Raw genomic sequence first — 11,213 nt, 5'->3', positions numbered from 1 at the left:
GAGTACCCCGAAGGGCCTTTCCGCTCGACTTGCATGTGTTAAGCACGCCGCCAGCGTTCGTCCTGAGCCAGGATCAAACTCTCCAACAAAAAATTAGTTGAACAGCAATCCCGACAACAAACAAATGTTGCCAAAGGAATCCCAACCAGCCAGCAAAAACTGACCAGTCCGGGGTATAAATCATAATTGGCACTGGCTTTACAAGCACCCTGTTGAGTTCTCAAAGAACAACCACACACCGACCAGAAGCCCCACCTCAGTGGAACCCCAACCGGGGCTTTTCCGTACCGTGTCCGTAGCGCTTTCCAGCGCCAGGCACTTTTACTACGTTACCCGCTCGTTTCGGCCGTGTCAAACCGGTGTTTCGCGGTTCGTCGTGCTTCATCCGATAATGCGGGCACCATGTCTCGACCGGCTTGCGCCGCCCTCGTCATGGATTCGGCAGGCCGGCCGTCGCGATTTCTCGCGACCCGCCCGGTGCCCTGCCGGTTCGTAACCATACCCGGTCGGTTTCGCCGCACCAAATCCGCCTCGCGGCGTTTCTGGCGGCACCTCCCGGTTGGAGTTCCGGCGAGCAAGCCCGCCCGACCTCCGAGGTCGTTGGCCGGCGCTCCGGCCGTTTCAGGCTTTCGCCTGTTTCGTCCGTTCCGCGCTGGCAGAGAGAAAGTTACGCGTCCGGCGGGATGATCGTCAAATCCGCCGGACGCGTCCCCCGTCACATCGTCGACGGGAGGCTATTCACCCAGCTCAACGCCCGCGAACGAACGTTTCCCCCGGCGCAGCACCAGGTATCGGCCATGCAGCAGATCGGCTGGCGACACCCCGGCGTCCACCTCGGTCACCCGGTTGTTGTTGACGTAGGCGCCGCCCTCGGCGATCACCCGCCGAGCCTCCTTGAGGCCGCTGACGAGCCCGGAATCCCGCAGCAGACCCGCCACATCGGGCAATTCGCCGGAGAGGCGTACCAGGCCCGCCTCGGTCAGTGCCGCGCGCAGCGTCTCCGGCGCCAACTCGTCCAAGGAACCGCGGCCGAAGAGCGCCTGACTGGCGGCGATCGCCTGTCGGGTCTCGTCGGCGCCGTGCACCAGGGTGGTCAGCTCCTCGGCGAGCGCCCGCTGCGCCAGCCGGGCCGCCGGCCGTTCGGCGGTCGCCTTCGCCAGCTCCTCCAGCTCGTCGCGGGTCCGGAAGCTGAAGTACCGCAGGTAGCGGTCGACCTCCTGGTCCTCGACATTGAGCCAGAACTGGTAGAACGCGTACGGGCTGGTCATCGTCGGGTCGAGCCAGACCGCGCCGCCCTCGCTCTTGCCGAACTTCGTACCGTCGGCCTTGGTGACCAGGGGCGTGGTGAACGCCTGCACCGGCCCCGCGCCCCGGCGACGGACGTAGTCGACGCCGGCGGTGATGTTGCCCCACTGGTCGGAACCACCGAACTGGAGCTGACAGCCGTGCCGTCGGTGCAGCTCGAAGAAGTCGTTGGCCTGCAACAGCTGGTAGCTGAACTCCGTGAAGCTGATGCCGGTCTCCAGTCGGGCCCGCACCACCTCCCGCGCCAGCATCTTGTTCACCGGGAAGTGTTTGCCGACGTCGCGGAGGAACTCGACGATTGACATCTCGCCGGTCCAGTCCAGGTTGTTGACCAGCTGCGCCGCGTTGTCGCCGGTGTACGACACGAAGGGCGCGAGCTGCTCGCGGATCCGCTCCACCCAGCCGGCGATCACCTCGGTCGGGTTGAGCGCCCGCTCGGCGCTCTCCTTCGGGTCACCGATCTGCCCGGTGGCCCCGCCGACCAGCAGCAACGGGCGATGGCCGGCGAGTTGCAGCCGGCGGGCCATGAGGACCTGCATGAGGTTGCCGACGTGCAGGCTCGGCGCGGTGGGGTCGAAGCCCACGTAATAGGTGGCGGCACCTCCGCCGTCGAGCAGCTCGCGCAGCTCGTCGAGGCCGGTCGAGTCCTGGATCAGGCCACGCCAGAGCAGGTCGTCGGTCAGGGAGTCCCGCCCGGACGGCGGGGGGCTGCTGTCGGTCACGGTCACCGATTCTCCCCCATCGTCGGCGTCGACCCGTACCGGGTTTGCCGCAATCCGCCCCGGCTAGGCTTGCGCCTCGTTGATCGAGGAGGGCCTTGCCATGGAGATGCCGGATCTGATGGGTGGTTTCGTCGCCCTGCTCGGCCTCACGTTCGAGGAGGCCAGCGCCGACCGGGTGGTCATCAGCTGGCGAGTGCGCCCGGAGCTGCACCAGCCGTTCGGCATCCAGCACGGCGGGGTGTACTGCTCGGTCGTGGAGACCGCGGCCAGCGTGGGTGGCTCCCTCTGGCTGGCCGACCGGGGCACCGTGGTCGGGGTGTCGAACCAGACCGACTTCCTGCGGGCCGTCCGGGACGGCGAGCTGACCGCGGTCGGTACCCCGGTGCACCGGGGCCGCAGCCAGCAGCTCTGGCAGGTGGAGATCACCGACGCCGACGAGCGACTGGTCGCCCGTGGTCAGGTCCGGCTACAGAACCTCTCGCCCGCCTGAGCGCCACCGATCGCCGGACGGGTCAACCGCGGGCCTGGTCCAGCACCGGTTCCGCGGCCGGGTCGGTGTCGGCGTCGCCGTCGGTTTCATCGGGTACGCGGCTGAGCCGTACCTCGGTGATCGCCCGGTGGTCGATGCCGGCCACCATCAGCACCCAGCCGTCCAGCGTGACGTCCTCCCCGGCGACGGTGGGGATGTGCCCGAGCCGGGCCAGCACCAGCCCGGCGACGGTGGTGTAGTCGCCGGCCGGGCGGGACGGCAGCTCGACTCCGATGTCCGGGAGGTCGTGCACCGGGAAGGTGCCGGGCAGCAGCAACGCGCCGTCGGGGTCGCGCCGCACCGAGCGCACGTCCCGGTCGGTCTCGTCGTAGATCTCGCCGACGATCTCCTCCAGGATGTCCTCCAGCGTCACGATGCCGTCGACGGCGCCACGCTCGTCCACCACGAGCGCGATGTGCTGCCGCTCGGCCTTGAACTGACGCAGCGCGTCCACCACCGGTAGCGAGTCCGGCAGCAGCATCGGCGGCCGGGCGATCTCGTCGACCGGGCGGTCGTCGGGCACGCCCACCAGGTCGCGCAGGTGGATCACCCCGGCCGTGTCGTCCAGGCCGCCGTGGCGCACGACCGGAGCCCGGGAGTGCCCGGTGGCGGCCAGCACGAGCCGCGCGGCCTCCGCGGTGGTCCCGCTGTCGAGCGTGAAGACCTGCAACCGGGGTACGAGGACAGCCCGCAACCGCCGGTCGGCGATCTCCACGGCGCCCGCGATAATCGTCCGCTGCTCCTTGGTGAACCCGTGGTTGCCGGCGACGATGTCGCGCAGCTCGTCCGGGCCGATCTCCTCCGGTTGGTGTTTCGGGTTGAGCCCGACCAGGCGCACCACCACGTCGCTGGTGGCGCCGAGCGCCCAGACGGCCGGCCGGGTGAGGCTGGCGAGGAGGTCGAGTGGGCGGGCCACCAGCAGCGCCCACCGCTCGGCGGACTGCATGGCGATCCGCTTGGGCGCCAGCTCGCCGAAGACCAGGGTGACGAAGGTCAGCGCCAGGGTGACCGCCACGATCGCCACCGTCTCGGCGGCGCCGCCGAAGAACCCGAGCAGCGGCACGAGGGGTTTGGCCAGCGAGACCGCCGCGGCGGCGGAGGCCAGGAAACCGGCGAGGGTGATGCCGATCTGGATGGTGGCCAGGAAACGGTTCGGGTCCTTGGCGAGGCGGGCCAGCACCCGCCCGGCCCGGCTGGTGCGCTCCAACCGCTGGATCTGGCTGTCCCGCAGCGACACCAGCGCCATCTCGCTGCCGGCGAAGAGCGCGTTGATCACGACCAGGACTCCGACCAGGGCCAGTTGGCTCCCGTAGCTCTGCACGCCCGGTTCGCTCCCTCTGCGGTGGTGGCACCGGCCGGTACGCGCGGCACCCGCCGGTCGGCGAGCCCGCCCGGCGTCAGGCGTTGTCTTTGCCCCGTCCGGCGCCGGCCGAATCCTGCCCGGCGACGCTACGCCGAATCGGTGGTCACCGACACGGGCAGGTCGAGGACGTACGAGTCGCCCTCCGGGCGGAAGCCGAGGCGGTGGTAGTACGGGGCGACCATCCGGGGTGGGCTGACCACCCGGTGGAAGCCTCGTTCGGTGAACAGGTGGCTGCGCCGGTAGACGAACTCGCCCGGCGTGAAGTCCCGGAATTTCGGGGTCACGTAGTCCAGGTCGATCTGGGCGACACCGCGCGCCTCGGCGTGCGACAGCACCACGCCGACGACCTCGTCGGCGGTGACCACCAGGAACGCGGAGCACCCCGACGCGCCCGGGTCCCAGTGGAAGCCGGGGTTGAACCGGGCGATGTCGGTGGCGTGTACCCGCAGCGTGTGGGCGAGGAACTGGTCGCCGACGCCGACCTCCACCACCTGGTAGGTCTTCTCGTCGTGCCGGGTGGCGAGCATCCCGCGCAGATACCAGATGTTGATGGCCGCGAGCACCACGTTGAGCCCGACACCGGGCCAGACCTCGATCGCGGCGTTGTAGCCGATCAGCACGAAGCAGCCGACGAGGTTGAACGCGCGCAGCCGCAGGATGCGCGACTGCAGCAGCGACCAGACCAGCACCGCGGAGCCGGCCCAGCCGACGAGATCCCACCAGTTCACCCCGCGAGACTAGTGCCCGCCCAGGTCAGCGGCGTCGGCGGGCAGCTCCAGCAGCCACTCCTCGACGTCTTCGCCGCGGCCGTTGGCGTACCCCGAGTCTTCGCCGATCACGACGAACCCGCACTTGCGCAGCACCGCGAGGGAGGCGGCGTTGTCCTTGGCGGCGCGGGCGCGCACCGGCCGGGGCAGCTCGCGCAGCAGAGCGGCCAGGGCCGCCGTGGCGTGACCCCGGCCCCAGCGGGCCGGGTCGATCCAGTAGCTGACCTCGGTCTGGTCGTCGACCGGAAAGGCGCTCACGTAACCGACCACGTCGCCGTCGACCTCGACGGTGCGGACCAGGTTCGCCGGGTTGGTGAGCACCCGGGCCCAGTGTTGGGCGAACTCCCGACGGTCGGACGGGTCCTTGGGGCCGAACGCGGCCATCCGGTTGGCCTCCGGGTCCTGCTGGTGCAGGAAGAACTCGACGAGATCGTCCTCGCGGACCGGGCGCAGCCGCACATCGGAAGTCATCGGACGAGGGTATGCAACCGGGGTGACACGAAGCGGCGGCGTGGAGTCGGGCGGCGAGCGCCGCGAGTCGGCGCGTCCGGCCCCGCCGGTGCGGTCGGGCGGTCGACAATGAGCAGGCCGACTCTGGGAGCGCCGATGAACCGACCTGTCGTGGTGGGCGTGGACGGATCGCCGTCCAGCCTCGTCGCCGCCGAGCACGCGGCTCGGGTCGCGCTGCTCCGGTCCCGGCCGCTGCTGTTGGTGCACGCCTACCTGCACCCGTTCGGCTACGGCGTGCCGCTCAACCCGTACGACCTCGGGGTGCCGGTGCCCTCGGAGGAGGCGCAGCAGATGTTGGAGCGCACGGCGGCCGAGCTGGTCGACCGGTGCCCCGGCCTCACCGTGGAGGTGCGTCAGGTCGCCGGCGGTCCGGGGGCCACCCTGATCGAGGAGTCCCGTCGGGCGGAGCTGGTCGTGGTGGGCAGCCGCGGTCTGGGCGGGTTCGCCGGGCTGCTGCTCGGCTCGGTCGGCGCGCAGGTGGCCGCGCACGCCCACTGCCCGGTGCTGGTGGTCCGCCCGGACGAGCAGCCGATCCCGGTGGACGCCCCGGTGCTGGTCGGTGTCGACGGTTCCGAGCCGTCCCGGCGGGCCGTCAGCTACGGCGCCGACGAGGCGGCGCTGCGGGACGTGCCGGTGGTGCTGGTGCACGTCGGGCCGCCGGGCGAGGGCCGGACGGTGCCGGAGGAGATCGAGGAGTCGCAGGCCGCGTACCAGGCCGAGGGGGCGCGGCTCCTCGCCGACGCCTCGGCCGAGGTGCGCGCCGAGCACCCCGGCCTGGTGGTGCGGGAGCATCCGGTTCGGGCAGCCGGCGCGGCCCAGGGGCTCATCGAGGCCAGCGGCTCGGCGTCGCTGCTGGTCGTGGGCACCCGGGGCCGGGCCGGGTTCGCCGGTCTGCTACTCGGGTCGGTCAGTCAGGCGGCGGTCCAGCACGCGCACTGCCCGGTGCTGGTCGCCCATCAGGTCAGCTGACCGGGCTGTCGTCACCCCGGCCGAGCATCTGGAGGAAATCGGTGGTGAGGGCGAACGGGTCGGCCGGGCCGCTGGCCGGTGGCCGGCGCTCGATCTGGTCGGCCAACTCTGCGGCGGCGCGCCGGATCCGGCCGCGCAACGCGCCGTCGGCGGTGCCGTCCGCCCAGTCCTCCGGGGCGGCGAAGACCGCGGTCGGAACCACCACCGACCGGAGGTAGGCGAACATCGGGCGGACGGCGTGCTCCAGCGCCAGCGAGTGCCGGGCGGTGCCGCCGGTGGCGCCGATCAGCACCGGCCGGTCGACCAGCGACCCGGAATCCAACACGTCGAAGAAGGACTTGAACAGCCCGTTGTACGAGGCGCTGAAGATCGGGGTGACGGCGATGATCCCGTCCGCCCCGGTCACCGTGTCGATGACTTCACGCAGCGCTGCCGGCGCGAACCCGGTGAGCATGTTGTTGACCACGTCGTGGGCGTACTCCCGCAGGTCGACGACGTGCACCTGCACGTCGGCGCCGCGCCGGACCAACTCGTCGCGGGTGGCCGCGGCGAGTTGATCGGCGAGCAGCCGGGTCGACGAGGGCTGACTCAGCCCCGCCGAGATCACGGCCAGGGTGCGGTGGGTCATCGGGTCGCCCCCTCCGGCGCCTTGCCCGTCACGTCGTCGACGGCGTGCACGGTGCTGTCCTTGGCACCGCCCGCCGCGGCGACAAGCGAGGCGTGCGTGGGCGCCTCCGGCACGTGCGCCGGACGCAGCGCGGCGAACTCCTTGCGCAGCACCGGCACGACCTCCTCGCCGAGCAGGTCGAGCTGCTCCAGCACGGTCTTGAGGGGCAGCCCCGCGTGGTCCATCAGGAACAGCTGCCGCTGGTAGTCGCCGACGTACTCGCGGAAGCCGAGCGTGCGGTCGATGACCTGCTGCGGGCTGCCCACGGTCAGCGGGGTCTCCCGGGTGAACTCCTCAAGCGACGGCCCGTGCCCGTAGACCGGGGCGTTGTCGAAGTAGGGCCGGAACTCCCGGACCGCGTCCTGCGAGTTGCGGCGCATGAACACCTGCCCGCCGAGGCCGACGATCGCCTGGTCGGCGGAGCCGTGGCCGTAGTGCGCGTAGCGCTGGCGGTAGAGCCCGACCATCCGCTGGGTGTGCTCCTTGGGCCAGAAGATGTGGTTGGCGAAGAAGCCGTCGCCGTAGTACGCGGCCTGCTCGGCGATCTCCGGGCTGCGGATCGAGCCGTGCCAGACGAACGGCGGCACACCGTCGAGTGGCCGCGGCGTCGAGGTGAACGACTGCAACGGAGTGCGGTGCTTGCCCTTCCAGTCGACCACGTCCTCGCGCCACAGCCGGTGCAGCAGGTCGTAGTTCTCGATGGCCAGTGGGATGCCGGCGCGGATGTCCTTGCCGAACCACGGGTAGACCGGGCCGGTGTTGCCGCGGCCCATCATCAGATCCACCCGGCCGTCGGAGAGGTGCTGGAGCATCGCGTAGTCCTCGGCGATCTTCACCGGGTCGTTGGTGGTGATCAGCGTGGTGGCGGTGGACAGCAGCAGCCGTTCGGTGCGCGCCGCGATGTGGCCGAGCATGGTCGTCGGGGACGACGGCACGAACGGCGGGTTGTGGTGCTCGCCGGTGGCGAAGACGTCCAGACCGACCTCTTCGGCCTTCAGGGCGATCGCGACCATCGCCTTGATCCGCTCATGCTCGGTCGGCTCCCGACCGGTGGTCGGATCGACCGTGACGTCACCGACGGTGAAGATTCCGAACTGCATGACCAGCTCCTCGCGTGTCAACCGGGTGCCGTCGTGGTACCCGGACGCAGCTCTCAACTTATTTGACGCGTCAACTATTCCGTCGGCGGGATGCCTCCCAGTGGCGCCGGTCACCTCCCACAACGCGACATCCGGTGATAAAGGCCCCGCGCGGTGGCCGCGGCTCGCTCAGCCGCCCGCCACCGAGGGCAACACCTGCACCTCGGCGCCGTCGTTGACCGGGGTGGCCAGACCACCGGAGTGCCGGCAGTCTTCCCCGTCGACGAAGACGTTGACGTAGCGGCGCAACTCGCCGCGCTCGTCGCGGATGCGGCGCGCCAGGCGGGGATGCGCGACGGCCATCTCGTCGAGGACCGCCCGCAGCGTCCCGGCGGCGGTGACGCTCAGCCGACTCGCGCCGCCGGCCTCGCCGCGCAGCGGGCCGGGCAACAGCACGGTGACCACGATCAGACCTCCGCCGCGCGAACGCAGAGCACGTCGGGCAGGTGCGCCGCCACCGACGACCAGGAGTCGCCCTCGTCGCGGCTGGCGAAGACCGAGCCGGAACGGGTGCCGAAGTAGACCCCGCCGGGGGTGGCGTCATCGGCGCACATCGCGTCGCGCAGCACCGCCGGATAGAACGGGCCCTCGGGCAACCCGACCGACAGCGGCTCCCACTTGGCGCCGGCGTCGGCGGACCGGAACACCCGGCAGCGGTGGTCGGTCGGGAAACGCTCACCGTCGGCCACCAACGGGAAGGTCCACACCATGCCGCTGCGCCCCGGGTGGGCCACCATCGGGAAGCCGAAGTCGCTGGGCAGCCCCTCGGCGATCGAGGACCAGGTGCGGCCGTCGTCGTCGGAGCGGTAGACGCCGTGGTGGTTCTGCGCGTACAGCCGCTCCGGGTTGCCGGAGTCCCGCGCGACCTTGTGCACGCACTGGCCGAACTCCGGCCACTCGTCGGGCATGAAGTAGGCGCGGATGCCGGTGTTGCCCGGCGCCCAACTCGCCCCGGCGTCCTCCGAGCGGTAGACCCCGCCGGTCGACATGGCGACCAGCAGCCGAGCCGGGTCACGCGGGTGGGGCAGCACGGTGTGCACGGCCTGACCACCGAAGCCGGCCTCCCACTGCGGGCGGTGCGGGTGGTCCCAGAGGGAACGGACCAGCTCGAAGCTGCGGCCACCGTCGGTGGACCTGAACAGCGCGGAAGGCTCGGTGCCGGCCCAGACCACGTCCGGCTCGTCGGGGCCGGCCGGCATCAGCTGCCAGACCCGCCCGAGGGAGACGCCGGTGTCGGCCGGGAACGCGACCGGCGCCTGGTCGGGCTCGTCCCAGGAGGCGCCGAGGTCGTCGCTGGTGGCGACACTGGGCCCGAAGTGTGAGCTGGTCATGCCGGCGAGCAGCCGCGGGGTAGGACGACGGGTGTCGACCGCGACCGCGTACACACCGGTCATCGGGAAGTGCGGACCGGTGATCTCCCAACTGCGCCGGTCGTCGGTGCTGGTGGCGAGAAACAATCCTTTGGCTGTGCCGATCGCGAGCAGCGTTGCCATGACGACCTCCGACCGTCGGTGAGCAGGTGCGGTGATTATGGCCACAGCCTCCGACACATTCGACGAGGCACACGCCGGCCCGCCGAGCAGGGGCCTGGGAGCGGGCTACGCGCCGGCTGCCCTCGCGGCCCGCCGACGCGGCGCGTGCCGCCGGTAGCTGCTGACGGTGGGGTCACCGGTGATCCAGAAGCGCCACGGCACATCATGCGCGGCGGCCACCCCGACTCGCGGCCCGGCGGAGATGGCCGACCTCTCGACCGGGCGGGTCGGCGGCGTCAACCTCAGCGGCCCCTCCCCGTCGAGCAGGGACGTGCCGTTGGCGGAGGCGGTGGCCCCGAGCGCGACCACCAGCCGCGCCGGCCCGCGCGCGAGGTCACGATCAGCCACGTTCTCCCCCCGGCGCTTTCGGGCGAGGTCCACACCGTCGACGACCTCGCCGGCGCGCAGCAGGACGGCGGACGCCTCCCCTTCGGGACCGCACACGATGTTCAGACACCAGTGCACGCCGAACACGAAGTAGGTGTAGGCGTGCCCGGCCGGACCGAACATCACCCGGGTGCGGGGCGTGGGGCCCCGATGGGCGTGCGAGGCGGGGTCCTCCCCCGTGCCCGCGTACGCCTCGACCTCGGTCAGCCTGATCCGCACCGCACCGGCCGTGATCTCCCAGCCCAGCAGCCTCTGTGCCGTCTCGGCCACCTGACCGGCGGGGGCGTGCAGCCACGAGTAGTCCACCGGTCCAGGAAACGTCGACGAACCGGAATCGGCAAATCCACCCCGCGACTCTTAAACGTTGTGTTGACAACGGGACATTTAGAGTGTGTGCTGGGGACATGACCACGGACGACCCGTTCACCGCGCCCCACCCGGCCCGCGCCCGAGCCCACCGCACCCACGAGGCGCTGCAACGCATCAGCGAGCGGCACGCCGGCAGCGACAGCCAACGGGGGCGCTGGGCCCACCCGTACGTGCTGGACCCGTGGGAGGCGGTGGCCCTGGTCACCGCGCTCGCCGCCGGCGGGGCCGAGCGGGAGCCCGCCGAGGAGCCGGTCGACGCCGCCGACCTCACCGCCGCGCTGACCCTGCTGCCACACGTCCGCGCCGAGCTGGACGCCCTCGAGGCCGGGCTGTTGACGCTGGCCCGCGACCGGGGGCTGACCTGGCAGGCGATCGCGTACGGGCTGGGGCTGGGCAGCGCCCAGGCGGCCCGGCAGCGCTACGAACGGGTCGCCGCCCGCTCCTCCGAACAGACGTCCTGATCGGCAGGACCTCGCCCAGCCGACCGGCCGCCCGGATCCGGCGACGCGAACAGAGGCCCGATCGGCAGGGCGCGGGTGCGACGACGGTTGGACGGGCACACTGTGCGCACGACGAGGAGGCACCCATGGAGCGCGCGGACATGCTGGCGTACTGCCTGGCCAAGCCGGGAGCATGGCTGGACCGGCCATGGGAGGGCGACGAGGTGGTGAAGGTCGGCAGCCGGATCTTCGCGTTCCTCGGCAACGGCGGGGGCAAACCGACGGTCGGCATCAAGTGCGGGCAAACCCGGGAGGTCGCCGACGAGTGGCTGCACCGGCACCCCGACGACGCCAGCGTGATGGCCTACATCGGCCGGTCCGGGTGGAACACGCTGCGCCTCGACGGCGGAATCGACGACGAGGAGTTGACCGAGGCGGTCGACGCGTCGTACGACATGGTGGTGGCCAAGCTGCCCAGGCGGGAGCGCCCGACGGCCTGAACCCACCGCGGCGC

13 protein-coding genes and 1 rRNA gene are annotated in these 11,213 nt (G+C 71.2%); 4 read left to right on the top strand and 10 right to left on the bottom strand.

From position 1 onward, the window contains the following. Nucleotides 1-89, bottom strand: a 16S ribosomal RNA gene (locus AB0J33_RS21840); the annotation flags it as partial. A 645-nt stretch (nt 90-734) separates the two neighbouring features. Further along, nucleotides 735-2,027 (bottom strand): tyrosine--tRNA ligase, encoded by a 1,293-nt coding sequence (gene tyrS / locus AB0J33_RS21835; protein WP_363615847.1) that lies wholly within the window; start codon nt 2,025-2,027, stop codon nt 735-737. A 100-nt stretch (nt 2,028-2,127) separates the two neighbouring features. Between tyrS and AB0J33_RS21830 the strand changes: the two genes are divergently transcribed. Beyond that, complete coding sequence (locus tag AB0J33_RS21830) at nt 2,128-2,517, top strand: PaaI family thioesterase (protein WP_363615834.1); 390 nt, start codon at nt 2,128-2,130, stop codon at nt 2,515-2,517. Nucleotides 2,518-2,539: 22 nt separating this feature from the next. Here the strand turns inward: AB0J33_RS21830 and AB0J33_RS21825 are convergent, their stop codons facing one another. From AB0J33_RS21825 to AB0J33_RS21815, 3 genes are all read right to left on the bottom strand, one after another. Next, nucleotides 2,540-3,877 (bottom strand): hemolysin family protein, encoded by a 1,338-nt coding sequence (locus AB0J33_RS21825; protein WP_363615833.1) that lies wholly within the window; start codon nt 3,875-3,877, stop codon nt 2,540-2,542. 128 nt (nt 3,878-4,005) lie between these two features. Continuing rightward, nucleotides 4,006-4,647, bottom strand: coding sequence for a hypothetical protein (locus tag AB0J33_RS21820; RefSeq protein WP_363615832.1), 642 nt, complete (start codon nt 4,645-4,647; stop codon nt 4,006-4,008). Nucleotides 4,648-4,656: 9 nt separating this feature from the next. Continuing rightward, a complete protein-coding gene (locus AB0J33_RS21815) occupies nt 4,657-5,157 on the bottom strand; it encodes a GNAT family N-acetyltransferase (RefSeq protein ID WP_363615831.1) in 501 nt (166 codons plus the stop codon). Between the two features lie 135 nt (nt 5,158-5,292). On the opposite strand from AB0J33_RS21815, the gene AB0J33_RS21810 reads away from it, so the two are divergent. Next, on the top strand, nt 5,293-6,165 hold the full coding sequence (locus AB0J33_RS21810) for a universal stress protein (RefSeq protein ID WP_363615830.1): 873 nt from the start codon (nt 5,293-5,295) through the stop codon (nt 6,163-6,165). Here AB0J33_RS21810 and AB0J33_RS21805 read toward each other — a convergent pair. The 5 genes from AB0J33_RS21805 to AB0J33_RS21785 form a co-directional block, all read right to left on the bottom strand. Then, nucleotides 6,158-6,793: an FMN reductase gene (locus AB0J33_RS21805; RefSeq protein WP_363615829.1), complete on the bottom strand. Its 636-nt coding sequence runs from the start codon at nt 6,791-6,793 to the stop codon at nt 6,158-6,160. The genes AB0J33_RS21810 and AB0J33_RS21805 overlap by 8 nt on opposite strands. Next, a complete protein-coding gene (locus AB0J33_RS21800) occupies nt 6,790-7,932 on the bottom strand; it encodes an LLM class flavin-dependent oxidoreductase (protein ID WP_363615828.1) in 1,143 nt (380 codons plus the stop codon). Before AB0J33_RS21800 ends, AB0J33_RS21805 begins: the two co-directional genes overlap by 4 nt. Nucleotides 7,933-8,100: 168 nt before the next feature. Next, nucleotides 8,101-8,376, bottom strand: coding sequence for a ubiquitin-like small modifier protein 1 (locus AB0J33_RS21795; RefSeq protein ID WP_363615827.1), 276 nt, complete (start codon nt 8,374-8,376; stop codon nt 8,101-8,103). Nucleotides 8,377-8,378: 2 nt separating this feature from the next. Beyond that, on the bottom strand, nt 8,379-9,464 hold the full coding sequence (locus tag AB0J33_RS21790; protein WP_363615826.1) for an exo-alpha-sialidase: 1,086 nt from the start codon (nt 9,462-9,464) through the stop codon (nt 8,379-8,381). 105 nt (nt 9,465-9,569) lie between these two features. After that, the gene (locus tag AB0J33_RS21785; RefSeq protein WP_363615825.1) at nt 9,570-10,196 is read right to left on the bottom strand and encodes a DNA-3-methyladenine glycosylase; all 627 of its coding nucleotides are present in this window, start codon (nt 10,194-10,196) and stop codon (nt 9,570-9,572) included. A 98-nt stretch (nt 10,197-10,294) separates the two neighbouring features. Here AB0J33_RS21785 and AB0J33_RS21780 point away from each other — a divergent pair, with 98 nt between their 5' ends. Continuing rightward, the gene (locus AB0J33_RS21780; RefSeq protein ID WP_363615824.1) at nt 10,295-10,720 is read left to right on the top strand and encodes a DNA-binding protein; all 426 of its coding nucleotides are present in this window, start codon (nt 10,295-10,297) and stop codon (nt 10,718-10,720) included. 125 nt (nt 10,721-10,845) lie between these two features. Then, a complete protein-coding gene (locus AB0J33_RS21775) occupies nt 10,846-11,199 on the top strand; it encodes an MmcQ/YjbR family DNA-binding protein (RefSeq protein ID WP_363615823.1) in 354 nt (117 codons plus the stop codon). The last annotated feature ends 14 nt before the right edge of the window (nt 11,200-11,213 follow it).

The organism is Micromonospora sp. NPDC049645, from assembly GCF_040675155.1.
In the GTDB taxonomy this organism is placed as follows: Bacteria; Actinomycetota; Actinomycetes; order Mycobacteriales; family Micromonosporaceae; genus Micromonospora.
The sequence above is the reverse complement of the archived record's forward strand: the minus strand, read 5'-3'. Positions and strand labels throughout refer to the sequence as shown.

Coding starts and splice junctions, on each gene's coding strand:
- AB0J33_RS21830 (WP_363615834.1), top strand. CDS start 2,128: ATGGAGATGCCGGATCTGATGGGTGGTTTCGTCGCCCTGCTCGGCCTC.
- AB0J33_RS21815 (WP_363615831.1), bottom strand. CDS start 5,157: ATGACTTCCGATGTGCGGCTGCGCCCGGTCCGCGAGGACGATCTCGTC.
- AB0J33_RS21810 (WP_363615830.1), top strand. CDS start 5,293: ATGAACCGACCTGTCGTGGTGGGCGTGGACGGATCGCCGTCCAGCCTC.
- AB0J33_RS21805 (WP_363615829.1), bottom strand. CDS start 6,793: ATGACCCACCGCACCCTGGCCGTGATCTCGGCGGGGCTGAGTCAGCCC.
- AB0J33_RS21800 (WP_363615828.1), bottom strand. CDS start 7,932: ATGCAGTTCGGAATCTTCACCGTCGGTGACGTCACGGTCGATCCGACC.
- AB0J33_RS21790 (WP_363615826.1), bottom strand. CDS start 9,464: ATGGCAACGCTGCTCGCGATCGGCACAGCCAAAGGATTGTTTCTCGCC.
- AB0J33_RS21780 (WP_363615824.1), top strand. CDS start 10,295: ATGACCACGGACGACCCGTTCACCGCGCCCCACCCGGCCCGCGCCCGA.
- AB0J33_RS21775 (WP_363615823.1), top strand. CDS start 10,846: ATGGAGCGCGCGGACATGCTGGCGTACTGCCTGGCCAAGCCGGGAGCA.